We start from the raw sequence: 24,942 nt of genomic DNA, 5'->3' as shown, positions 1-24,942 counted from the left end.
TAGCCGCACTCTTGTGAAGATAGCCCCGATGGGCTATGGGTACACCCGTAGCGATCCTGCCTTCGGCCTGGGGCCCCGTCGTCTACACTGGGACGCGATGGCTAGATTATTTGGAACAGACGGCGTGCGTGGTCTCGCCAATGGATTGCTCACAGCGGAGCTCGCGCTTCAGTTGGCCCAGGCTGCCGCGGTGGTCCTGGGGCATGAACGCACGGAAGGCGGTGCCCGGCCACGCGCCGTCGTCGCCCGGGATCCGCGCGCCAGCGGCGAGTTTCTCGCCGCCGCTGTGGAAGCGGGGCTTTCGAGCTCCGGTATCGACGTGTACGACGCCGGAGTCCTCCCGACCCCGGCAGCCGCGTACCTCATCGCGGACCTCGACGCCGATTTCGGCGTGATGATTTCCGCGTCCCACAACCCGGCGCCGGACAACGGCATCAAGTTCTTCGCCCGCGGCGGGCAGAAGCTGCCGGACGAGGTGGAAGACGCGATCGAGGCCCAGCTCGGCAAGGAGCCCGCCCGTCCAGTTGCCGGCGACGTCGGGCGCATCCAGCGTTTCGCCGACGCCGAGGACCGCTACATTGTCCACCTGCTCGGCACTCTCCCGAACCGCCTCGAAGGACTCAAGATCGTCCTGGACTGCGCCCACGGTGCGGCCAGCGGTTGTTCCCCGCAGGTCTTCGCCAGCGCCGGCGCCGAGATTGTGGTCATCGGAGCGGACCCGGACGGCCTGAACATCAACGACGGCGTCGGGTCCACCCATCTGGACCAGCTCAAGAACGCTGTGATCAAGAATGGGGCGGACCTCGGTATTGCCCACGACGGCGACGCCGACCGCTGCCTTGCGGTGGACCACGAAGGCAATGAGGTTGACGGGGACCAGATCATGGCGATCCTCGCCCTCGCGCTCAAGGAATCCGGCAAGTTGAACGACGACGTCCTCGTCGCTACCGTGATGAGCAACCTCGGGCTCAAGATCGCCTTGCGCGGAGCCGGAATTACCATACGGGAAACCGCCGTGGGCGACCGCTATGTGCTCGAAGAGATGCGGGCAGGCGGGTTCAGCCTCGGCGGCGAACAGTCCGGCCACGTGATCTTCTCCGACTACGCCACAACCGGTGACGGCCTCCTCACTGGCTTGCAGCTCGCTGCCCAAGTGGCACGGACTGGCCGCACGCTCCAGGACCTCGCCAAATCCATGACCAAACTGCCGCAGCTCATGATCAACGTGAAGGGCGTGGACAAATCACGCGCCGCAACTGACGAGGGCGTGGCCGCGGCAGTAGCAGCCGCGGAGCTCGAACTGGGCGACACCGGCCGCGTGCTCTTGCGCCCGTCGGGTACCGAAGCGTTGGTACGCGTGATGGTCGAAGCGGCCGACATGGAGACAGCTACGCGCATCTGCACGGAGCTCGCCGCCGTCGTCGAGGACCGTTTAACGGTTCCGCGCGAACTGGCGCTTTAGCAATCCGCGCAATTGTTGCCCGCCTCCCAAGGGAGGCGGGCCACAATTGTCACTGGGCTACCTTTAAACAGAGTTTATCTTTGAACTGGGTTATCTTTGAACCAGGCTGTCCCGGATCTCGGTGAGGAGCGTTACCGCGGGATCTGCCGCGGGTTCCTCTTCGGCAATACCCAATTTCGCGTTACGGCGTTCGATGAGATGGTTCATTGGGGCAACAACCACGAAATAGATGGCGGCCGCGACGAGGACGAAGTTCACAATGGCAGTCAGCAGGACGCCGAACTGCAGGTCATTTCCGTTGATGGTCACTTTTGCGAAACTGTCAAAGTTGGGGGAGCCAACCAAGGCAGCAATCAGCGGCATGAGGACGTTCTTCACGAGTGCATCCACAACTGCGCCGAAAGCTGCACCCATGACGACGGCTACGGCAAGGTCTACGACATTGCCCTTCAGAATGAAATTCCTAAATCCACTCAACATGGCACCAAACTAGTCCACGGCGGTGAATACGCAATGAGCAGCTGGTCAATTCTTTGCCGGAGCCCGGAAACTTTTTTGATAATCAACCGCTAGAGGTAGCCCGGGGCTGCGCCGACGCCAAAATACTCCTCGAGGGTCCCAATTCCCCGCGTGGCCATGTCCACGGCCGCTTCAACGCCGATAAAACGCACATGCCAAGGTTCATAGATGTAACCGGTGACGTCCTCGCGCATCGAGGGGTACCGGACCACGAACCCATAAGTCTGTGCGTTTGCCTTCGTCCATACCGCGGCTGGCTGCTCATCGAAGCACTGTTCGAAACTGCAGGCACCCCCGCCGTCGCCGATGTCGAACGCCCAACCGGTCTGGTGCTCGGAGAATCCGGGCCGCGCAGAGGCGGTGTCCGCTGAGTCTTGGCCGCTCGCATTGACGTAACCGTTGTAGGTTTCCGCTTGCGTCCGGAAGGAACGGTAGCCGGAAGCGAGCGTGAGGGTCACGCCCGCGGCAGCGGCCCCCGCGAAGAGCTTTTCAGCGGCCGCCGCTGTGGTGCTGTTCAGGAGGGCCCCTTCGCCGCTGATCGCGAGCAGGACGTCCGGCTGCACCAAGTCGCCGGGGACGTATTGCAGCGGACTGAGCGGGCGGTGTTTGTTGACGATGACCCATTGGCTCGCGGGATCGGTGAGCGAGTGCTGTTGAGGAAGAGTGCTCGACGGCGGTACGCCCAAAGGCGCGTGGCTCACCGGGGAAACCGGCGAACCGGAGGCGGGCTCCGCCGTCGTACTTGCCGCGGGCGGCAACGGTGACGGTGTGCCGGGACCGGAAACGGAAGGGGCCGGAGTCGGCGAAGCGGCCGGGAAACCGGGGGTGCACGCTGCCAACGTGGCCGTTCCGACGCCCGCCGCCACGAGTGCGGCGAACGATCTGCGGCTCAGGCCACCGGTGTGGCACATGCGTGCTAGACCTTCCTGAGCAACATTCGTCGGATGGAATGGTCGGCGTCCTTGGTGAGGACGAGTTGGGCACGTCCCCGGGTGGGGAGGACGTTTTCTTCGAGGTTCGGCTCGTTGATTCGCTTCCAGATGCCGCGGGCGGTTGCTTCCGCTTCGACATCGGAGAGTGTTGCGTAACGGTGGAAGTACGACTCCGGCTGGGCGAACGCCGTGCTCCTGAGCTTCCTGAAACGGTCCACGTACCAATCTTCGATATAGGAGGTCTTGGCGTCCACGTAGATCGAGAAATCGAAGAAGTCGCTCAAGGCCAGTCCTTGCCGCCCATCCTGTCGTGGCCGGGCGGGGGCAAGGACGTTGAGGCCTTCGACGATCAGGACATCGGGCCGGTGCACCACAACTTCCTTGTCCGGCACGATGTCATAGGTCACGTGCGAATACCACGGGGCGCGTACTTCCTCGGCCCCTCCCTTGACCGCACTGACGAAGCGGAGCAGCGCACGGCGGTCGTAGGACTCCGGGAACCCCTTTCGTTCCAGCAAATGCCTGCGCTTCAGTTCTGCGAGGGGGTAGAGGAACCCGTCAGTGGTGATGAGTTCCACGTTGGGTGTCCCGGGCCAGCGGCGGAGCATTTCGCGGAGAACGCGGGCAATCGTGGACTTGCCGACAGCCACCGAACCTGCGACGCCGATGACGAACGGCGTGCGCTGGGTCTGCTCGCCAAGGAACGTCGTGGTAGCGGAGTGGAGCTGTTGGGACGCCTGGACGTAGAGGTGCAGCAAACGCGAAAGAGGAAGGTAGACCTCGCGTATTTCCTTCATATCCAAGGGATCGCCGAGGCCGCGAAGCCGGATGATGTCCTCTTCGTTGAGCGGCTGCTCCATCTGGGCAGCCAGCCGGGACCACGTCTGCCTGTCCAGCTCCACGAACGGTGAGGAGGTGTCGCCGTTCGCTTCGTTGCGTTGCAAAGTCACTTTCATGATTCTGCCCTCCACTTGGCCGATCTGGAAATGCGGCGTTAACGGCCGGGAGAGTTTATGTGAGCATGCCCTCCATTGGCGGCTCTGCCCTCCTGCCGGTTCCGCGGGATGGCCTGTTCGCGGAAAGGGATATCCTACGTCCAATCCGCAGGGCACCCGCTAGTCTTGTAGGCATGTGTGGAATCGTTGGTTACGTTGGCAATTCATCCCGCCGGGCAGACGCCGGGCATTCGGCTCTCGACGTAGTACTTGAAGGACTTCGTCGCCTGGAATACCGCGGCTATGATTCCGCCGGTGTTGCCGTGGTGGCGGACGGAACCATCGCGGCCCGGAAGAAATCCGGGAAACTCACCAATCTGCTGGAGGAGCTCGACGGCAATCCCCTCCCCACCTCGCTCACGGGCATCGGACACACCCGGTGGGCAACGCATGGTGGTCCCACGGACCAGAACGCGCACCCGCACTTGGCTGACGGCGGTCGCTTGGCGATGATCCACAACGGGATCATCGAAAACTTCGCCGAACTCAAGCAGGAACTCCTTGAAAAGGGCGTCACCTTCACCTCGGAAACCGATACCGAAGTGGCCGCGGCGCTCCTGGGCGACATTTTCCGCAACCAGCTCAACGGTGAATCATCCAACCTCACCAAGGCCATGCAGCTCGCGTGCCAGCGGCTCGAGGGCGCATTCACCCTTCTCGCAGTGCACGCCGACCAGCCCGACGTCGTTGTGGCCGCCCGCCGCAATTCCCCCCTCGTGGTGGGCCTTGGCGAGGGCGAGAACTTCCTCGGCTCGGACGTTTCCGGCTTCATCGACCACACCCGCCGCGCCGTGGAGCTGGGCCAGGACCAGATCGTCACCATCACCGCCGATTCCGTGGAGATCACGGACTTCTTCGGCGCCCCCGCCCAGGGCAAGGAATACCACGTTGACTGGGATCCGGCGTCGGCCGAAAAGGGTGGCTTCAGCTCCTTCATGGAGAAGGAAATCCACGACCAGCCCGACGCCGTGGCACAGACCCTCCTCGGCCGCTCGGACCTCAACGGCCAGCTCACCCTGAGCGAGCTCCGGATCGACCCCGAGCTGCTCAAGCAGGTGGACAAGATCATCGTGCTGGCCTGCGGAACCGCCGCTTACGCCGGCCTGGTGGCAAAGTACGCCATCGAGAACTGGTGCCGGATTCCCACGGAAGTTGAGCTCGCGCATGAGTTCCGCTACCGGGATCCCATCGTTGACGCGAAAACCCTCGTGGTCTCCATCAGCCAGTCCGGCGAGACCATGGACACGCTGATGGCTGTCCGCTATGCCCGGGAGCAGGGCGCCAAGACGATCTCCATCTGCAACACGAACGGCTCCACCATTCCCCGCGAATCGGATGCGGTGCTCTACACCCACGCCGGTCCGGAGATCGCGGTTGCCTCCACCAAGGCTTTCCTCGCCCAGATCACGGCAGCCTACTTGCTCGGCCTCTACCTCGCCCAGCTGCGCGGAAACATCTTCAGCGGCCAGATCAAGGACGTCCTCGCGGACCTCGGCAAGGTTCCGGCCAAGATCCAGGAGATCCTCGACGGCGCCGGCCCGCTTCGCGAACTGGCCCGCAGCATGAAGGACGAGAAATCCGTGCTGTTCCTGGGCCGCCATGTGGGCTTCCCGGTGGCACTCGAAGGCGCTTTGAAACTCAAGGAAATCGCGTACATCCACGCTGAGGGCTTCGCCGCAGGCGAGCTGAAGCACGGCCCGATCGCCCTCATCGATGAAGGGCAGCCCGTTTTCGTGGTTGTTCCCTCGCCTCGTGGCCGCGACTCCCTGCACGCGAAAGTGGTCAGCAACATCCAGGAAATCCGCGCCCGGGGCGCACGGACCCTGGTCATCGCTGAAGAGGGCGACGAAGCGGTACGGGCTTACTCGGAGCACGTGTTCTATGTTCCGCAGACGCCCACCTTGTTGATGCCGCTGCTTACCACGGTCCCGTTGCAGATCTTTGCGGCGGAACTGGCCAAGGCCAAGGGATACGACGTGGACCAGCCTCGCAACCTGGCCAAGAGCGTGACCGTAGAATAGCCGCATGATTGTTGGCATTGGCGTAGACGTCGTAGACATTGAGCGCTTCGGGCGCCAACTCGAGCGCACTCCGGGACTCCGGGATCGCTTGTTCGTTCCGGCCGAGCGTGAGCTTAATACGCGTTCCTTGGCTGCGCGCTTCGCCGCCAAGGAAGCCGTGGCCAAGGTCCTGGGGGCTCCAGCGGGCATGAATTGGCAGGACTGCTGGATCGGCCTGGACCAGAACGGGCCGACCATCCAGGTCAAGGGCACCGTTTTGGCCGTCGCAGACGCGAAAGGCGTGAAGCGCTGGCATGTCTCCATGAGCCATGACGGCGGAATCGCCACGGCCATGGTCATCGCCGAAGACTAGCCACCATGATCAGCGCCTACACCGGTACACAGGTCAGGACAGCGGAGAAACCGCTTCTTGGTGCCGGTGCGGGCGCTGTTCTCATGCAGCGGGCCGCGCACGGGCTGGCAAACGCCGTTGTCCGCGAACTCCGCGCGGACGGTCGCCGAATTTACGGCTCAAGCGTCACGGTACTCACGGGCAAGGGCAACAACGGCGGTGACGGCCTTTTTGCCGCCGCAATGCTGGCGCGCCGCGGAATGCGTACGACGGCGGTACTCACCGCGGGCTCGGCCCACCCCGACGCCTTGGCTGCTTTCAAGGCCGCCGGCGGCCGGGTCCAGCACCTGGATGACGCGAATATCGAAGAGCTCGCAGTGGCCACCGCCGGTGACGCTGTGGTTATCGACGCCATCCTCGGTACGGGGGCGCGGGGCGGCCTCAACGGTCCCGCGGCGGAACTGGTGGCGGCGTTGCAGGAACTCCATCCGGCGCTCGTGGTGGCGTGTGATGTTCCGAGCGGGGTGGATGCAGATACAGGCGAGGTCCATTGGCCTGTCCTGACCGCAAGGCTCACTGTGACTTTCGGAGGAGCCAAAGCCGGATTGCTGGCGGACCCCGGCGAAGGCTGTTCCGGCCGGGTACACGTTGTGCAGATCGGCATTGAAGACCACCTTCCATCTCCGGCCCTGCGGCGGCTCACGGTTGACGATCTCGCCAAACTGTTGCCGCTTCCCGGACGCCGGGCCCAGAAATACACGAGGGGAGTGGTAGGCGTTGTGGCCGGCTCAGCCCGGTATACGGGCGCGGCCGCGCTTTCTGTCCAAGCCGCGTCGGTGTCCGGACCCGGAATGGTGCGGTACCTTGGCCCGGAAACTGTCGCCCGGCAAGTGCTGGCCAGGACCCCGGAGGTCATTTGGGAGCCTGACGAGCCCGGCAGGGTTCAGGCCTGGCTCCTTGGTCCAGGGCTGGACGGTCCCGATCAATTGCAGCGCGCCAAGGACGCGCTGCAGGCCGCGTACGACGGCGGCCAGCCCGCCGTCGTCGACGCCGGAGCCCTCGAATTGCTTCCGGAACGCTGCCCGCCCAACTGGATACTGACCCCGCACGCAGGCGAGCTCACTTCGCTCCTAGGGCGCAGCGAAGTGCGGGTGACGCGTGACGACGTCGAATCCCGGACCCTGCACTTTGTCCGGCTCGCGGCCGAACACACCGGTGCCGTGGTCTTGCTCAAAGGCGCCACGACGCTCATCGCTTCGCCGTCCGGCCCGGTTTTCACTCAGTCGGAAGGTAGTCCGTGGCTGTCAACGGCCGGTAGCGGAGACGTCCTCGGCGGGATCCTCGGGGCTCTTGCGGCCTCCTACGCGGCGTCCGGACTTGACGACGATGGCCCGTTCGCCGGCCTCGGAATCGGCCCCGAGGAGCGCTGGGCCGCTGTTGCCGCCGTCGGTGCAAGCATCCATGGGATGGCCGGAAATGCGGCCTCGGGGGACGGTCCGACAACCGCTGCCGCCGTTGCCCGCGAGGTTCCGGGAATCTTCCGGGTTATCCACGGTTACGTGTCCACATAGTCCACCGCGTTTCTCCAAATGTCGTAGTAGCTCGCTAGGCTGTGAGCAAGTTATCCGTCAAGTGAAGGAGAACACATGGACATATGGCCAGGAACCGCGTACCCGTTGGGGGCCACCTTCGATGGCACGGGAACCAACTTCGCGCTCTTCAGCGAGAAGGCGGAAAAGGTGGAGTTGTGTCTCTTTGACGACGATGGGGACGAAATGAGCTTCACGCTCACCGAAGTCGACGGGTACGTATGGCATTGCTACCTGCCACACGTCCAGCCGGGGCAGAAATACGGATACCGTGTTCACGGACCGTACGATCCCGCCGCCGGCCAACGCTTCAACCCCAACAAGCTCCTCCTGGACCCTTATGCCAAGGCAATCCACCGGCAGATCGACTGGGATCCGGCGCTCTTTTCCTACAACATGGGGGACCCGGACTCCCGAAACGACAAGGATTCCGCGCCACACATGATGATGGGCGTCGTCATCAACCCCTTCTTCGACTGGGCCGGCGACCAGCAACTCCGGATTCCGTACCACCGATCGGTCATCTACGAAGCCCACGTCAAGGGCCTCACCCAGATGCACCCGGAAGTTCCGGAAGAACAGCGCGGCACCTATGCCGGGGTGGCGCACCCTGCCGTCATCGCGCACCTCAAGAAGCTTGGTGTCACGGCCATTGAACTGATGCCCGTCCACCAGTTCACCAATGACGGCATCCTCCAGGACAAAGGCCTGAACAATTACTGGGGCTACAACACCATCGGCTTTTTCGCCCCGCACAACAGCTACAGCTCCAAAGGGGACACCGGCCAGCAGGTCCAGGACTTCAAGGCCATGGTGCGGTCCTTGCACACTGCGGGCATCGAAGTCATCCTCGACGTCGTGTACAACCACACCGCCGAAGGCAACCACCTCGGCCCCACGCTGTCCTTCAAGGGAATCGACAACTCGGCCTACTATCGCTTGGTGGAGGGCGACCTCAAGCACTACATGGACTACACGGGCACCGGTAACTCCCTCAACGTCCGCAGTCCGCATTCGCTCCAGTTGCTGATGGACTCGTTGCGCTACTGGGTCACCGAGATGCACGTTGACGGGTTCCGCTTCGACCTCGCCTCGACGCTTGCACGCGAGTTCTATGACGTGGACAAACTGTCCACTTTCTTCGAACTCATTCAGCAGGACCCGGTGGTGTCGCAGGTCAAACTGATCGCTGAGCCGTGGGACGTCGGGCCCGGCGGCTACCAGGTAGGCAACTTTCCGCCGCAATGGACCGAATGGAACGGTAAGTACCGCGATACCGTGCGCGATTTCTGGCGCGGCGAACCGTCGACGCTGGGCGAGTTCGCTTCCCGCCTGACCGGTTCGGCAGACCTCTACGAACACTCGGGACGCCGCCCGGTGGCATCGATCAACTTCGTCACGGCCCACGACGGTTTCACGCTGTCCGACCTCGTCTCCTACAACGAGAAACACAACGAGGCGAACGGCGAAGACAACAACGACGGCGAATCCCACAACCGCTCATGGAACTGCGGCGTGGAGGGTCCCACCGAGGACCCGTCGGTCCTTTCCCTCCGAGCCCGCCAACAGCGGAACTTCATCGCGTCCATGTTGCTCTCGCAAGGCGTCCCCATGTTGCTGCACGGCGACGAGCTCGGACGGACGCAGCGCGGCAACAACAACGGCTACTGCCAGGACTCCGAACTGACCTGGATCAATTGGGAAAACGTGGACCAACCCCTCGTGGAGTTCACGGCTGCAGTCAGCGCGTTGCGGGCAAAGCACCCCACTTTCCGCCGCAGCCGCTTCTTTGACGGGCGCCCTGTACTGCGTGGCGAGGGTGAGAGGCTTCCGGACATCGTCTGGCTCGATGTCGACGGAACCACTATGACGCCGTCGGACTGGGATAGCGGGTTCGGCCGCTCCGTGGGCGTGTTCCTGAACGGCGACGGCATCCGCGGGCGCGACAGCCAAGGCCGCCGCATCACGGACGTCAACTTCCTCCTGTACTTCAATGCGCATGACGACGAAGTTGGCTTCAAGGTTCCCTCGGATGAGTATGCACCGGCGTGGGACATCATCATCGACACCGCCGGCGAGGGGGCCAATACCGAGCCCGTTCCGGCTGAGAGCGTGCTTGGTGTTGGAGCCAAGTCCCTCGTTGTCCTACGGGCGCATACGGCTCCGGACATCGAACCGGACCACTCGGTTGCCGCGTCCGTTGCCGCGTTGACGCAATCAACCACTCCCGAAACGGCATCGTTGACGGCGCCAACCATCCCGGCGCCCGCCACACCGGCAGCGTCCACGCAGGCAGCCCGCTCGAAGCCGCAGCCGGAAGCCAAGCCTGAGCCGGAAGCCAAGCCCGAGCCGGAAGGTGGGGCCGCGGCCGAAGCTAAGGACGAGCCGGAAGGTGGGGCCGCGGCCGAAGGCGAGTCCAAGCTCGAGCCGAAATCCAAGCCTGCCGCCGCTCCGAAGCGGACCAAAAAACCGCGGACGCCGAAGAACGGGGGAGCATGAAGACACCGGCCTCCACCTACCGGCTCCAGATCCGGCCATCGTTCACCCTTCAGGAAGCGGCGGCACTCACGGGTTATCTCCGGGACCTCGGGGTGGATTGGGTGTACTTGTCGCCCATCCTCACCGCGGAGGAAGGCTCGGACCATGGGTACGACGTCACGGATCCTTCCACGGTTGACGCATCCCGCGGAGGAGCCGAAGGCCTGGCCGTGTTGTCCCGGGCGGCCCGGGACGCCGGACTGGGCGTGCTGGTCGACATTGTTCCCAACCACATGGGCGTGGCCTCGCCTCCGCAAAACGCGTGGTGGTGGTCCCTCCTGAAGGATGGCCAGTCGTCCCGCTACGCGGAGGCGTTCGACGTCGACTGGGACTTTGGTGGCGGAAAGATCCGGATTCCCGTCCTTGGCAGTGCGGAAGACGTTGACCAGCTCAAAGTAGTCGACGGCGAATTGCGCTACTACGATCACCGGTTCCCGCTCGCCGAAGGCACCTTCACCGAGGGTGACGACCCGCGTGACGTCCATGCGCGCCAGCACTACGAACTCGTGGATTGGCGCCGCGCCGACTCGGAATTGAACTACCGGCGCTTCTTCGCGGTCAGCACTTTGGCTGGAATCCGGGTGGAGATCCCTGAAGTGTTCGGCGAAGCCCACGCGGAAATTGCCCGTTGGTTCAGCGAAGGACTTGTGGATGGGTTGAGGATTGACCACCCGGACGGGCTCGCCGATCCGGAGGGCTACCTCGCGCGCCTCAAGGACACGAGCGGCGGATCCTATGTCCTCGTGGAGAAGATCCTCGAGCCCGGCGAGCAACTCCCGGAGGCCTTCGATTGCGAAGGCACCACCGGCTATGACGCGCTCGCCGACGTCGACCGCCTTTTCGTGGATCCCGACGCCGAAGCCCAGCTTGATGCCTTGGACGCGCGGCTCCGCGGCACCAGCACGGCGGCCGACTATTCCGAAATGATCCACGGCACCAAGCGGCGCATCACGGACGGGATCTTGCACTCGGAGATCCTGCGGCTCGCCCGGCTCGTCCCGGAGTCCGTGGAACTGCCACGGCCGGAGGTTGCTGAAGCACTTTCCGAAATCATCGCTTGCTTCACCGTTTATCGGAGCTACCTGCCGTACGGCAAGGACGTCCTGGTGGAGGCAGTCGAACACGCTGCCGAGGCCAGGCCGGAACTGGAACCGGTCCTAAAGGGCCTGCTCCCGTTGCTGCTTGATGCCGAGCGTGAACTTGGCCGCCGCTTTCAGCAAACCTCCGGCATGGTCATGGCCAAAGGGGTGGAAGACACCGCGTTCTTCCGTTACACCCGTCTTGGCACACTGACCGAGGTCGGAGCGGATCCCACCGAATTCGCGCTTCCGGTCCGGGGTTTCCACGAGCGGATGGCCCATCGCCAAGAGCGGTTGCCCCTGTCGATGACCACCTTGACGACGCACGACACCAAGCGCAGCGAAGACACGCGCGCCAGGATCTCAGCCATCGCCGAGTCCGTCCCGGAATGGGAAGCGTTCCTGGACTACATGCAGGCCTTGGCACCGATCCCTGACGGGCCACTCGCCGTCCTCGTATGGCAGGCTGTCGCAGGTGCTTGGCCCGCCAGCCGGGAACGCCTGCACGGCTACGTCATCAAGGCAGCGCGGGAAGCCGGCAACTCCACCAACTGGACCGAGCCCGACGCGACGTTCGAAACGAAGCTGATCTCCGCCGTCGACGCCGTGTTCGACGTGCCGGAGGCCACCGCCCGGCTGGAGACGTTCGTTGCCCTCTTGGACCCTTACGGTGCGTCCAACTCGCTCTCCGCAAAGCTTGTCCAACTGACGATGCCCGGCGTGCCGGACGTCTACCAAGGGACGGAGTTCTGGGACCGTTCTCTCACGGACCCGGACAATCGACGCCCGGTGGACTTCGAACGGCGGAGGACTGCGCTTGCCGCGCTCGACGCCGGTGCGGAGACCGAAACGCGGAATGAGATGGCCAAGCTCCTGGTCACGTCCCGGGCACTGCGCCTGCGCCGTGACCGCCCGGAGCTTTTCGGCGGCTACAGTCCCGTCGAGGCCGAGGGGCAAGCGGCTGATCACGTGATCGCCTTTGAACGAGGGGCAGCAGGCGGTTTGGGCGGCGCCATTACGGTTGCCACCAGGCTGCCGCGGAAGCTCGAACAAAGCGGCGGGTGGCAAGACACTTACATCAACCTTGCACACGATGCCCGGGACGAATTCACGGGTAACAGCTATCCCGCGGGCAAATTGCCGGTCGAAAAACTCCTCCGGAGTTATCCGGTGGCCTTGTTGGTGCCGACGAACCAGCCGGGTAAGCCCTAGCGGCCGGGGCGAAGCCCAAACCACGCGATCGACCAGACCACGCTATCGACCAGACCATGCGAATGACCGGACCAGACGATTGAGGGAGCGATGGCCCAGAAAACCAACACAGGCAGGGCGTTCGAGGTATGGGCGCCGCAGGCAGAGACCGTCTCGCTGCTAGCGGAGGGTCAGCAACATGACATGCGGCCGGATGAGGAACGCGCCTCGGGTTGGTGGGTGGCCGATGTTCCGCGGACCGAGGGTACGGATTACGGCTACTTCGTGAACGGCGAGGGTCCGTTTGCCGATCCACGATCGCAGCGCCAACCGGACGGGGTGCACGGGCTGTCCCGCACCTTCGACCCCGCCGCCTACTCCTGGAAAGACTCACAGTGGCCTGGGCGCGGGCTTGGTGGCGCAGTCATCTATGAGCTCCACATCGGTACCTTCACTCCCGCGGGAACGCTTGACGCGGCCGCCGGGAAGCTGGATTACCTCGCCGAACTCGGGATCGACTTCGTGGAGCTGCTTCCGGTGAATGCCTTCAACGGCACTCACAACTGGGGGTACGACGGCGTGCTTTGGTTCGCTGTCCACGAAGCCTACGGGGGACCGGAAGCGTATCAACGATTCGTCGACGCTGCCCACGCTGCCGGCCTTGGAGTGATCCAGGACGTCGTGTACAACCACCTGGGACCGAGCGGAAACTACCTGCCGAAATTCGGGCCCTACCTCAAGTCCGGAGAGGGCAACACCTGGGGCGATTCGATCAACCTGGACGGCCCGGGCTCCGACGAAGTCAGGCAGTACATCCTGGATAACGCCGCCATGTGGTTGGACGATTTCCACGTCGACGGCCTGCGACTCGACGCCGTGCACGCACTCCGTGACGAGCGGGCCGTCCACATCCTGGAAGACCTGGCAGCCCTCGCGGACGGCATTGAGGCCGAAACAGGCATCACCAGGACGCTGGTTGCCGAGTCGGACCTGAACAATCCGCGCATGTTCTATCGTCGCGACGTCAACGGTTACGGGCTTGAAGGACAGTGGAGCGACGATTTCCACCACGCCGTGCACGTCAACCTCACAGGCGAAACCGCCGGCTACTACGCGGACTTCGACACGGTGGCCGCGCTGGCCAAGGTACTGGAACACGGGTTCTTCCATGACGGAAGCTACTCGAGCTTCCGCGGACGCCACCACGGACGTCCGATCCGTACGGGCTTGGCGCACCCGGCCGCGCTCGTTGTCTGCAACCAGAACCATGACCAGATCGGCAACCGGGCCGCGGGTGACCGCCTCAGCGCCACGTTGTCCTATAGCAGGCTCGCGCTGGCTGCCGTACTGACACTGACTTCCCCGTTCACTCCGATGCTTTTCATGGGGGAAGAATTCGGTGCCTCGACGCCGTGGCAGTTCTTCACATCGCATCCCGAGCCTTGGTTGGCTGAAGCGACGGCCGAGGGCCGGCTCAAGGAATTCGAACGGATGGGCTGGGATCCCGCCAAGGTGCCGAACCCGCAGGATCCGGAGACTTTCCTCCGCTCGAAGCTCAAGTGGGAGGAAATCCAGGACGGCAACCACGCCCGGCTTCTTGAGCTGTACCGCGACCTCACTGCCTTAAGGCGTTCGACGCCGGAACTCGCCGAAGGCGGATTCACCGACACCCATGTCGCCTTCAGCGAAGAGGACAAATGGCTGGTCTTGACCCGCGGTGACGTGAAGGTGGCCTACAACTTCGGCACGGCCCCTCTCGAACGGGCAATGAGTGCCGAACTCTTGCTCGCCACGGACCCTGCTGCCGCCGTCGTGAATGCGACGCTGACCCTCCCGGGCGAGAGCGCCGCCGTCGTACGCCTCACGTGACGGTGCCCACATGACGGACATTGAACGGATCGCTTCGGTGGCGGTGGCAGGATGGTGGGTATGACTTATTCGGCTGCGGAAAACCGCTATGAAACCATGCCCTACCGCCGCATCGGACGCAGCGGTCTCAAGCTCCCTGCCATCTCACTGGGACTTTGGCACAACTTCGGCGACGACAAGCGATTCGACGAGCAGCGCGCCATCCTGCGCCGTGCCTTCGACCTTGGCGTGAACCACTTCGACCTCGCCAACAACTACGGTCCGCCGGACGGTTCCGCCGAAACCAACTTCGGACGCCACCTCCAGGACGACTTCAAGCCGTACCGCGACGAACTGATCATTTCCACCAAGGCCGGCTACTACATGTGGCCCGGTCCGTACGGGGAATGGGGATCCCGCAAGTACCTGCTCTCCAGCCTGGATCAATCGCTGAGCCGCATGGGGCTCGATTATGTCGACATTTTCTACAGCCACCGTCCAGACCCCGAGACCCCGCTCGAAGAGACCATGGGCGCGCTGGACCACGCCGTCCGTTCGGGGAAGGCGCTCTACGCCGGCATCTCGTCCTACACCCCGGAACAGACGCTTGAGGCTGCCCGGATCCTGAAGGAAATGGGCACCCCCCTGCTCATCCACCAGCCGAGCTACTCCATGCTCAACCGTTGGACCGAAAATGGTTCGCCGAACCTCTACGAGGCGCTCGACCAAGTGGGCGCGGGATCCATCGCGTTCTCACCGCTGGCACAGGGCATGCTCACCGACCGCTACCTGCACGGCGTACCGGCGGACTCCCGCGCGGCCAAGTCCCGCTTCCTCTCAGAGTCCGCCCTGACTGACGAGAAGCTGGACCGGGTACGCGGTTTGAACGCCATCGCCGCCGGACGCGGACAAACCCTGGCGCAAATGGCTATCGCGTGGATCCTGCGCGAACAGCCCAAGGGGTCGCCCGTGACATCCGCGCTGGTGGGCGCATCCAGCGTCGCGCAGTTGGAGGATACTCTGTCCGCCATCGACAACCTCGAGTTCACCGCTGAGGAACTGACGGCAATCGACGAGTTCGCCGTCGAATCAGACATCAATCTGTGGGCCCAGAAGCAGGACGCGTAACTTAAATGACGGGAGGGCCGGCCGGGAACAAAGCCGGTCCCTCCCGGGTTGGTTACAATGCAAGGAGCGCCGAATGGCGCTGTGCCTTTAAGACGCCGTCGTACATTCAGGTACTGACGCGCAAGGCACCTGAGGTTAGTTCTCAAAGGAGTTCCGTGTCTTCACATCCGATTCGTGTGGCCATTGTCGGTGTAGGTAACTGCGCCGCTTCGCTGGTCCAAGGTGTCCATTACTATCGCGACGCCGACCCCCAGGCCACGATTCCAGGTCTGATGCACGTCGAGTTCGGCAAGTATCACGTCAACGACGTCCAGTTTGTCGCGGCGTTCGACGTCGACAGCAAGAAGGTTGGCCTGGACCTCGCGGACGCGATCGGCGCCAGCGAGAACAACACCATCAAGATCGCCGATGTCCCCAAGCTCGGCGTGAAGGTCCAGCGCGGACACACCTTGGACGGCTTGGGCCGGTACTACCGCGAGACCATTGTGGAAGCACCCGAAGAAGCGGTGGACATTGTTGCCGCATTGAAGGAAGCCAAGGCCGATGTCCTGGTGTGCTACCTGCCCGTAGGTTCCGAGGACGCTGCCCATTTCTACGCGCAGTGCGCCATCGACGCCGGTGTCGCGTTCGTCAACGCCCTGCCGGTGTTCATCGCAGGTACCAAGGAATGGGCCGACAAGTTCACCGCGGCCGGTGTGCCGATCGTCGGCGACGACATCAAGAGCCAGATCGGCGCGACCATCACCCACCGCGTCATGGCCAAGCTTTTCGAAGACCGCGGCGTCACGCTGGACCGTACCTACCAGCTGAACGTCGGCGGCAACATGGACTTCAAGAACATGCTTGAGCGCGACCGCCTCGAGTCCAAGAAGATTTCCAAGACCCAGGCAGTGACCTCCAACGTCGAGGCGGAACTGCACGCCGACGACGTCCACATCGGCCCGTCCGACTACGTCGCCTGGCTCGATGACCGCAAGTGGGCTTTCGTCCGCCTCGAAGGCCGTAACTTCGGCGACGCCCCGGTTTCGCTCGAATACAAGCTCGAGGTCTGGGACTCCCCGAACTCCGCTGGCGTGATCATCGACGCGATCCGTGCCGCGAAGATCGGCCTGGACCGTGGCATCGGCGGCCCGCTGCTCTCGGCTTCCAGCTACTTCATGAAGTCCCCGCCGGAGCAGTTCAACGACGACCTCGCCCGCGAAAAGGTCGAGGCCTTCATCCGTGGAGACGTCGAGCGCTAACCCCTGCAGACGCCCGCTCACGTTTGTCGGGTTTTTCTAAGACGCCCGCTCACGTTGTCGGGTTTTTCTAAGACGCCCGCTCACTTCCAAAGTGGGCGGGCGTCCGCTGTTTGATCCCTGATGCTGGAATAAACCGGCTGATCACCGGACCCGGTCAGGGCGGACGAGGGGGCAAGGTCCGGCATCACTAGACCGCCTGTTCAAAACCCGATGCGACGGCGGGATCCACCCACGCAGAACGCAGCGTCTTCTTGATTTTCCTGGTTGCTTCCTTGAAGCCGTCTTCCAAATCGTCCTTGCGGAACACGAGCACGGTCCATCCGGCCGCTTCGAACGCCTTATCCCGGCGTCGATCGCTGAGGGACTGGGCCTCTCGGAGGTGATGGGCGCCGTCGTACTGAATGGCGACGCGTCGCTGCCGAAACCCCAAGTCGGCCGAGGGCGAGAACGGGTCGGCTTTTCGAAGCTTGATTTGAAGCTCGGGCTCGGGGATCCCTGCATCGAACATTGCCAGGCGCAGCAGGGTCTCGGGACCGGAGTCGGATCCCACCCGCATCAAATCCAGCGCTTCGCGGGCACGAACGACTCCCTGCAAATTTGGATGCCGGGCCACCATGGCGCGGAGTTCATCGATGGTCGCGAATGGAACAGCCCGGCCCTCGAATTCTGGCCGAGGCACGCGAATCAGTTCGTCACCCATGCACACGAGGTCGTTCAATGGCAGCATCTTCGCCAAGTCCAGCCAGGTGCGTGATCGCGTGCTCATAAGGATTTCGTCCACGGATTCGACTTCGCCTTCGGCCACGATTAGCCTGTGCCCAACCACTCCTTTGCGGCGAACACCGGGCAGGGATCGGGGCTTGCTGAGGTGAAGCTCAGTCGAGTCGGCGAGCCATGGTGGGAGCATGGAACAGCGAAGCCGGGCGGCCGTCACGTGGGAGATCCAGGCGCCAGGCGTCGCGGCCGAAAGTGCGCGGGCAGCGCCCTCCAGATCGAAATCCCAGTTTGCCGGACGATACAGGCCTCGGCTGACAGCGGCGACGCCGGCACGACGAATTTGGTCGAGACCGACGCCTTGCGCCCGGGCTTCGAGCAGAGTGAACGGTCCGGACAGAAGTTCGGGCGGAAGGGCAAAGGGTTTCTGCATACCCGCATTGTTACCCAAACCGCTGGCTGCGTGCAGAAGTTATCCACAGGCCAATGCTGGTGCGCGCAGACTGGAACCGGGCGCGGCAGGTCATGTGAGCGAGCGTCCGGTCAAAAGGTGTTACGGGTGAGCGAGCGTTCCGGATATTACCGGCATAAGTGAGCGGGCGTTCGAGAAATTACCGAAACACGTGAGCGGCGTCAGAAGAGGCCAACCGGGTTGCCTTGCTCATCGACGTCCATGCGCATCGCCGCCGGCTCCTTGGGAAGGCCTGGCATCGTCATGACGGCGCCGGTCAGCGCGACGATGAAGCCGGCCCCGGTCTTGGGAATCAGCTCCCGAACGTGCACCGTGAATCCCTTGGGAGCGCCCAGCTGCGAGGCATCGTCCGTGAAGGAATACTGCGTTTTCGCCATGCACACCGGCATTCGGTCCCAGCCGTTCCTTCGGATGTCTGCCAGGCGCCTGATCGCGGGAACAGAGAACTCGACGCCGTCGGCACCATAAATTTCCTGCACGATCGTACGGATCTTGTCCTCCACAGGCAGGCTGAGCGGATACAAATGCCGGAAATCCGACGGCGATGCTGCCGCCACCACTTCGGCGATCATCGCCGCGAGCTCGTCGCCGCCGTCGCCCCCTCCGCCCCGGCCCCAAACATCCGCCACCGCAGCGCGCACCCCTTCGCGGGCGCACCACGCAAGCAGCCAGTCGAGTTCCTCAGGAGTGTCCGTCGCGAATTTGTTGATCGCGACAACCGGTGTGACGCCGAACTTCTCCACGTTGTGAACGTGCCGTTTGAGGTTCTCGATTCCGGCGGCAAGCGCCTCGATGTCCGGCTCCTTGAGACGATCCTTGGGGACGCCGCCTTGCATCTTCAGTGCCCTGATGGTCGCCACGACCACGACGGCGGAAGGAGCCACGTCCGCGATCCGGGCTTTGATATCCATGTACTTTTCGGCGCCGAGGTCTGCCCCGAATCCGGCTTCCGTGACTACGATGTCAGCCAGCCGCTGCGCCGTCCGGGTGGCGATGAGCGAATTGCAGCCGTGGGCGATGTTGGCGAACGGGCCTCCGTGGACCAATGCTGGAGTTCCCGCGATGGTCTGCACGAGGTTCGGTTTGATCGCCTCCTTGAGGAGCAAGGTCAGCGCCCCTTGGACTCCGAGGTCCGCAACGATGACCGGTTGCCGGTCGTAGTTGTATCCGAAAGTGATGCGTCCCAGGCGCTCGCGAAGGTCGTTCAGGTCCGTGGCGAGGCAAAAGACGGCCATGATCTCGGACGCCACGGTTATATCGAACCCGTCCTGTCGAGGAACGCCTTGCGCCGGACCGCCCAAACCGATGACGACCTCCCGCAGGGACCGATCGTTCATGTCCAGGACGCGCTTGAAGCTCATGCGTCGGGGGTCGATATTGAGTTCGTTGCCCTGGAAAATGTGATTGTCGACGAGGGCCATCAGCGCGTTGTTGGCCGAGGTAATCGCGTGGAAATCGCCTGTGAAATGGAGGTTGATTTCATCCATCGGCAGGACCTGCGAGTAGCCACCGCCGGTCGCTCCGCCTTTCATGCCGAGAATCGGTCCCAAGGACGGCTCGCGCAGGGCGATCATGACGCGGTGCCCGGCGCGCGCCAGCGAATCGGCGAGCCCCACGGTGGTTGTGGATTTCCCCTCGCCGGCCGGGGTAGGGGACATGGCCGAGACGAGGACAATTTTGCCGGGATCCTTGCCGTGGGGGAGCCGAAGTTTCGCGGGATCGATCTTCGCCTTGAAGCGACCATAGCGGTCGAGGGCATCGATATTGATCCCCGCACGCTCAGCAATCTCCTCAATTGGACGCAGGGCCGCGTTGCGGGCAATTTCAAGGTCGCTCAAGATCTTGTTTTCAGACATCCTTGTCCTCAACTTCGTGCCGAACACTGTGCGCGACAATCTATCAGGCGTGCCGCCAGACGTGCGCGGGCGTTGCCGTGAAGGGCGCGAGATGTGAGCGGGGGTCAGGTGTGGCGGACGAGAACGGGGCCGATGGCCGCTTGGTAGCTCTCGAGGACGACGGCGGCGGTCCGCTGCCAGCCGAAGGCCTCGGCGTGCACGGCGGCGGCGCGGCCCATGTCCTCCCGGGTGCGGGGATCGTCGTAGAGGGCCTCGATGGCGTCCGCCCAGCGTGACGGATCATGTCCATCCACCAATATGCCGGTCCGTCCGTTCGAGATGGCCCGGGTCAGCCCGCCCACGTTGGTGGCGACCACCGGAGTCCCGCAGGCTTGGGCCTCCAGGGCAACCAGACCGAACGATTCGCTGAACGAGGGCATGACCACGACGTCTGCCGAGCGGAACCAGCCAGCCAGGGTCGGTGCCTTGACGGGCGCACGGTGGGTCACGACGTCTTCGAGCCCCGCATCGGAAATCAAGGACTTCAGGTCGAAGTCCTTCGCGCCGCTCAACGCTCCGAGGATGGTGAGTTCGAGGTCGATGTCCGGCCTGCGCTTGCGGAGGATGCCGGCCGCCGCGATGAAGACCTGGGGTCCCTTGAGCCGCTGGATCCGCCCTGCGAACAGGAGATGGAAACTTCCGGCGCGGACTCCCAGTTCGGTGCGGGACCGTGCGTGGAACGCCGGGGTGAACACCGAGAGGTCAACGCCCGGAGGAGCAACATCGATGTGGTCGAAATCCGCGTCATAATGCGAAACGAGCTCCTGGGCCTCAGCCGGGGTGTTTGCGACAAGGCGTGCGGCCCCGTTCACGATCCGCTGCTCGCCTTCCTCGCGCCGCCGGGGTTCGGGCTGCTCGCCGGATTCCAGCACCAGGTTCTTGACTTTCGCCATGGTGTGCATGGTGTGGATCAGCGGGACGTTCCACAGGGCGGACAGCTCCAAGCCGGCAACACCGGATACCCAGTAGTGCGAATGGATCGCGTCGTAGCGTCCGTGCGGCTGGCGCTGCCGGATCCGCTCTATTTCGGCGACCATGGCGTGCAGGAGCTCCGGAAGCTCTTCCTTCGGGAGCTTCCGGGGCGGTCCGGCCAGAACGTTATGGACGCAGACCCCCGGGTGCGGGTGTTCGACGGCGGGCTGCCCGGCCGCCGTCGAACGCGTGAAAATCTCTACCTCTATTCCGAGGTCGGCGAGGGCGATGGCCAGCGCGCGGACGTACACGTTCATTCCGCCGGCATCGCCGGAACCGGGTTGTTCCATGGGGGAGGTGTGGAGCGAAAGGAAAGCTACGCGGCGGATCAACGACACGACCGACCTCCTCGAACCCATGAATCAGCGCAACCCGACTTCGGTGACACCTCAGCGAAAAGACTACTCCTGAGATCGGCGGCGCCACAGCCGGAGCCCGAGCGCACGCCTTCAATGCCGAACAGAACCACCAAAGCCGCACAGATCCGGCCAAAGGTCACCCAGCGCAAACGCGAAACTCGAAATTGCTCAAGGCCCCGGGCGACCAGATCCGGTTCCGCCTCATCGCTCGTCATCGCGAATGGCTCCCGGAACGGGCCGGTGGGAATGCCGGCTTCGCGGACCAATAGGGTGACCATGGCGACGGAAGCCGAACACCGGATATGGCTTCTAACTACAGACCGCTTCATGATCGCACTCACCTTGTTGGCCTCCATAACGCGGCCCTCGTTCCCTCAAGGAGCCGGCGCGAACCGCTCAACGTGCAAATGAACACCAAGCGGTTAACTATCGAAGTTGCGTTTGGTAAGAATTGTCCCTGAGTCCCGAGCAGGCGAGTCGCCGCGTCTTCCTGTAAAAGCACTGGGTCAGCGCTCCGGCGGGGTCCTGTGAGGGATGGTTCGAATAACAGGGGCCAACCGCGATGGCGTCAATGGTCGGGCCCCGCAGTCATGCTTGGTCGAAGCGGATGTGCTCGCGGCGGATACCGAGGCCGATCAACCGCCCGAGGAGGTGTTTGACCGGGGGCAGTTTGTCGATGGCGCGGATCAACCCCAGGGGCGGACGTGGTCCGGCCAGGCGGACCAGGTTCGCCGTCTGTTGGCGTTGCAGCGTTTGCGCGGTGCGTACGGCCGGAGCCCGGCGGCGCTGCACGCGGTGCAGGTCTGCCGTGGTCAGGGTGCCGGTGCGCAGCGGTGGGACGAGCGCGTTGGCTGTCGCCACGGCGTCGGCGATTGCGTAGTTCACTCCGGCGGCACCGACTGGTGCCATCGCGTGCGCGGCGTCACCGATGCACAGCAGGCCGGGGCAGTACCAGCGGCGCAGCCTGTTGGCGCGGACCGAGAGCAGTTTGACCTGCTCCCAGTCGAGCAGCGTCGCAAGGGGTTCGGCAAGGAAAGGCGCGGCGCTGGCAATACTTTTCCGGAACGCATCCAGTCCGGCATCCCTGACCTGCCCGATCGTTCCCTTGCCGATGATGGCCCCGCACTGCCAGTACTCTCCCCGGTCAATGGTGAGCACGACCTGGCCGCCGCCGAGATAGCCGAGGGTAGGAGCTGCCCCGAGGCGACGGGGCACACGGAACCACAGCACATCCACGGGCATTGGGAACTCCCGCACCGGCAGCCCGGATGCCTCCCGCAGCACGGAGAAGCGGCCGTCGCAGGCAACCGTGAGATCGGCGGTGATGCAGCGGTCGCCGAGGCGCACGCCTGTCACTGTGCCGCCTCGCCACAGCAGATCTGTTGCTTCGCTGCTCATGCTGAGGCGGAAGTTCGGATATTGCTTCGACTTCTCGGCAAGGAAGTTCAAGAAGTCCCACTGCGGCATGAAGGCCATGAACCGGCAACGCGTCGGCAACCGGCTGAAATCGACAAGGCCGTAAACCTTGCCGTCGACGCCGATGGATAGTTCCGGCACCTCGGTATGCGGGAGAGCCATGAACTCCTCCAGGAGGCCGAGTTCGGCCATCAGATCGGTGGTGGCCGGGTGGATGGTGTCGCCCCGGAAATCGCGGAAGAAGTCAGCGTGCTTCTCGATCACGGTGACCTCGACCCCGGCCCTGGCCAAAAGGTAGCCGAGCATCATGCCTGCGGGGCCACCCCCGACGACACAGCAATTCATGGGTCCTCCGATCCGTCGACCAGCAGTTGGCGCGCTACTCAAAGGTCTCGTGCGCGCTGAGGTTCCGATTCGCCATCACGGCTGCCGTGCCGGCGATGCTCGAATTAGTCGAGTTGCCATGCGCTTAGGCTCTCTGACGTGAGGTGTGCGGTCAATACACTGTTCGAATGCAGATTCGCGAGGCGACCATCGATGATTTGGGTGCCGTGAACACTGTCTGCGGTGCCAGTGATCGCCCGCGGTGGACCGAAGAGATGCTCGCCCCGATGAATGACCGAATCGTGCTGGTCGTGGTCGAACATGGCGAGATCGTCGGCGTGGCGAAGACGCACTTCCACAGTGAGCCTGAGGGCGATGCGCCTGCAGGCCACTACTTGGGAGGGATTGTCGTCACGCCGGGGTTGCGGCGAAGGGGAGCCGGTTCGGCCCTTACCAAGGCGAGGATGGAATGGGTCTGGGATCGTTCGCCTATCGTCTATTACTTCGCGAACGAGCAAAACAGGGCATCCATCAGAATGCACGCGGCTCTGGGCTTCCGCCCAAGAGGTCGATTCGCGGAGATCCGTGGCGTGACGGCCGACGACGGACAGTCAAAACTCATCCTTTTCGAGGCGTCCCGGTGGAGGATCTCCGGTTGACGCGGTTCCGTCGCAGGCCAGCTGTCGTGTATGGCCAAAAAATTCGGGAAACAGGTCCGCAGACTAAGCAACCATTCCTGCACACGGCCCAATGGCCGCCTATCCAAACGGGCGGCCTCGGCGTAGTCTGCCGTGCATGGACGCAATGCCCAGGCCTGGATTCGATCCCCTTGCCGCGGTCCGCGCGGCAACGAACGACGGCGAAGACGGTGGCTGTGATCTGCTCCTGACGGGAACTGTGTTCCAGGACATCATTTTCACGGGGCTGGACCATGGGCCGGAACCGGGGACTGAAGTCTGGAGCCAAGGTATGGGTACGTGCCCGGGCGGGGTGGCCAACCAAGCCATAGCCGCGGCGCGCCTCGGGCTGCGGACGAGCCTTGCAGCCGCGTTCGGAGACGACGGCTATGGGGACTTCAATTGGAGGATCCTCGAAACCCAGGAGCACGTTGACCTCTCCCTGTCCCGCCGGTTCGAAGGCTGGCACTCCCCGGTCACCGTCTCCATGTGCGTGGACCACGACCGATCCATGGTGACTCACGGCCATCCGGCCCCGATGAGCGCCTCGGAACTGATCGGCGAACCGCCCAAGGCGCTCGCCGCCGTCGCGGACCTCGGCGAGGAGCCCGAACCGTGGATGCTCGCAGCGCGGAAAGCCGGGGTGAAGTTGTTCGGCGACGCCGGATGGGACCCGACGGGGGAATGGTCGCCGAGGCGGCTGGAACAGCTCAGCAATTTCCACGCGTTCATGCCCAACCAGCGGGAGGCGATGGCCTTCACAGGTATGGATAATCCGTGGTCCGCGCTCTATGCGCTCGCCGACCGCGTTCCCGTTGCCGTGGTGACCTTGGGCGCCCAGGGTGCCATGGCGGTGGACTCAGAAACCGGCGAAGAGGAATGGGTGCCGTCGTTGCCGGTGACCGCCTATGATCCCACCGGGGCAGGGGACTGCTTCGGTGCGGCGTTCGTCGTCGGTTCCCTCGCTGGCTGGCCGCTGGGGGACCGGCTGCGATTCGCGAACCTTTGCGCCTCGCTCGCGGTGCAGGAGGTGGGAGGCTCCCTGGCCGCCCCCGGCTGGGGCGACATCGCGGATTGGTGGCACCGTGCGAACGCGAGGCCGGAGCGGAAGTCCAGCCAGTGGCTCAGGCGGTTCGCTTTCCTTGAGGACATCGTGCGCAGTATCCCCGCCGGCGCCCAGCGGCGTGCGACGGCGACAATCGCCCACAGTTCCGACGCGTGAGCCAGGCGCGTGAGCCG

General features: G+C 63.8%; 18 protein-coding genes. 11 read left to right on the top strand and 7 right to left on the bottom strand.

Annotation, left to right across the window (positions count from 1 at the left end):
* Positions 1–97 precede the first annotated feature (97 nt).
* On the top strand, positions 98–1,462 hold the full coding sequence (glmM, locus tag ABCW42_RS15355) for a phosphoglucosamine mutase (RefSeq protein WP_423182024.1): 1,365 nt from the start codon (positions 98–100) through the stop codon (positions 1,460–1,462).
* A 90-nt stretch (positions 1,463–1,552) separates the two neighbouring features.
* Here the strand turns inward: glmM and mscL are convergent, their stop codons facing one another.
* From mscL to coaA, 3 genes are all read right to left on the bottom strand, one after another.
* Complete coding sequence (mscL, locus tag ABCW42_RS15350; RefSeq protein WP_133202329.1) at positions 1,553–1,942, bottom strand: large conductance mechanosensitive channel protein MscL; 390 nt, start codon at positions 1,940–1,942, stop codon at positions 1,553–1,555.
* An 89-nt stretch (positions 1,943–2,031) separates the two neighbouring features.
* Positions 2,032–2,892, bottom strand: coding sequence for a D-alanyl-D-alanine carboxypeptidase family protein (locus ABCW42_RS15345; RefSeq protein WP_423182023.1), 861 nt, complete (start codon positions 2,890–2,892; stop codon positions 2,032–2,034).
* 5 nt (positions 2,893–2,897) lie between these two features.
* Positions 2,898–3,869, bottom strand: a complete 972-nt coding sequence (gene coaA, locus ABCW42_RS15340) for a type I pantothenate kinase (protein WP_205754058.1) — start codon at positions 3,867–3,869, stop codon at positions 2,898–2,900.
* A 173-nt stretch (positions 3,870–4,042) separates the two neighbouring features.
* Here coaA and glmS point away from each other — a divergent pair, with 173 nt between their 5' ends.
* The 8 genes from glmS to ABCW42_RS15300 all read left to right on the top strand — a co-directional run bounded on the left by glmS (position 4,043) and on the right by ABCW42_RS15300 (position 16,874).
* Positions 4,043–5,929 (top strand): glutamine--fructose-6-phosphate transaminase (isomerizing), encoded by a 1,887-nt coding sequence (glmS, locus tag ABCW42_RS15335; RefSeq protein ID WP_423182022.1) that lies wholly within the window; start codon positions 4,043–4,045, stop codon positions 5,927–5,929.
* Positions 5,930–5,933: 4 nt separating this feature from the next.
* The gene (locus ABCW42_RS15330; protein ID WP_133202327.1) at positions 5,934–6,281 is read left to right on the top strand and encodes a holo-ACP synthase; all 348 of its coding nucleotides are present in this window, start codon (positions 5,934–5,936) and stop codon (positions 6,279–6,281) included.
* 5 nt (positions 6,282–6,286) lie between these two features.
* Entirely contained in the window at positions 6,287–7,831 is a 1,545-nt protein-coding gene (locus ABCW42_RS15325) for an NAD(P)H-hydrate epimerase (protein ID WP_423182021.1), read from the top strand.
* Positions 7,832–7,906: 75 nt separating this feature from the next.
* A complete protein-coding gene (glgX, locus tag ABCW42_RS15320; RefSeq protein WP_423182020.1) occupies positions 7,907–10,348 on the top strand; it encodes a glycogen debranching protein GlgX in 2,442 nt (813 codons plus the stop codon).
* A complete protein-coding gene (gene treY, locus ABCW42_RS15315; RefSeq protein ID WP_423182019.1) occupies positions 10,345–12,678 on the top strand; it encodes a malto-oligosyltrehalose synthase in 2,334 nt (777 codons plus the stop codon). Before glgX ends, treY begins: the two co-directional genes overlap by 4 nt.
* 90 nt (positions 12,679–12,768) lie before the next feature.
* Entirely contained in the window at positions 12,769–14,526 is a 1,758-nt protein-coding gene (gene treZ / locus ABCW42_RS15310; RefSeq protein WP_423182018.1) for a malto-oligosyltrehalose trehalohydrolase, read from the top strand.
* 60 nt (positions 14,527–14,586) lie between these two features.
* A complete protein-coding gene (gene mgrA, locus ABCW42_RS15305; RefSeq protein WP_423182017.1) occupies positions 14,587–15,633 on the top strand; it encodes an L-glyceraldehyde 3-phosphate reductase in 1,047 nt (348 codons plus the stop codon).
* A gap of 155 nt (positions 15,634–15,788) precedes the next feature.
* Positions 15,789–16,874: an inositol-3-phosphate synthase gene (locus ABCW42_RS15300; protein WP_423182016.1), complete on the top strand. Its 1,086-nt coding sequence runs from the start codon at positions 15,789–15,791 to the stop codon at positions 16,872–16,874.
* Between the two features lie 187 nt (positions 16,875–17,061).
* On the opposite strand, the gene ABCW42_RS15295 is transcribed toward ABCW42_RS15300, so the two are convergent.
* From ABCW42_RS15295 to ABCW42_RS15280, 4 genes are all read right to left on the bottom strand, one after another.
* A complete protein-coding gene (locus ABCW42_RS15295; protein WP_423182015.1) occupies positions 17,062–18,021 on the bottom strand; it encodes an endonuclease domain-containing protein in 960 nt (319 codons plus the stop codon).
* Positions 18,022–18,221: 200 nt separating this feature from the next.
* Entirely contained in the window at positions 18,222–19,916 is a 1,695-nt protein-coding gene (locus ABCW42_RS15290; protein ID WP_423182014.1) for a formate--tetrahydrofolate ligase, read from the bottom strand.
* A 104-nt stretch (positions 19,917–20,020) separates the two neighbouring features.
* Positions 20,021–21,265, bottom strand: coding sequence for a D-inositol-3-phosphate glycosyltransferase (gene mshA, locus ABCW42_RS15285; protein WP_423182013.1), 1,245 nt, complete (start codon positions 21,263–21,265; stop codon positions 20,021–20,023).
* 609 nt (positions 21,266–21,874) lie between these two features.
* The gene (locus ABCW42_RS15280) at positions 21,875–23,047 is read right to left on the bottom strand and encodes an FAD-dependent oxidoreductase (protein ID WP_423182012.1); all 1,173 of its coding nucleotides are present in this window, start codon (positions 23,045–23,047) and stop codon (positions 21,875–21,877) included.
* A 167-nt stretch (positions 23,048–23,214) separates the two neighbouring features.
* Between ABCW42_RS15280 and ABCW42_RS15275 the strand changes: the two genes are divergently transcribed.
* Together ABCW42_RS15275 and ABCW42_RS15270 are read left to right on the top strand one after the other, a co-directional pair.
* Positions 23,215–23,685, top strand: coding sequence for a GNAT family N-acetyltransferase (locus ABCW42_RS15275; protein ID WP_423182011.1), 471 nt, complete (start codon positions 23,215–23,217; stop codon positions 23,683–23,685).
* Between the two features lie 136 nt (positions 23,686–23,821).
* On the top strand, positions 23,822–24,925 hold the full coding sequence (locus ABCW42_RS15270; protein WP_423182010.1) for a carbohydrate kinase family protein: 1,104 nt from the start codon (positions 23,822–23,824) through the stop codon (positions 24,923–24,925).
* Positions 24,926–24,942: the final 17 nt, after the last annotated feature.

The organism is Arthrobacter sp. NyZ413, assembly GCF_049390645.1.
In the GTDB taxonomy this organism is placed as follows: Bacteria; Actinomycetota; Actinomycetes; order Actinomycetales; family Micrococcaceae; genus Arthrobacter.
This window is presented reverse-complemented; position numbering and strand designations above follow the sequence as displayed.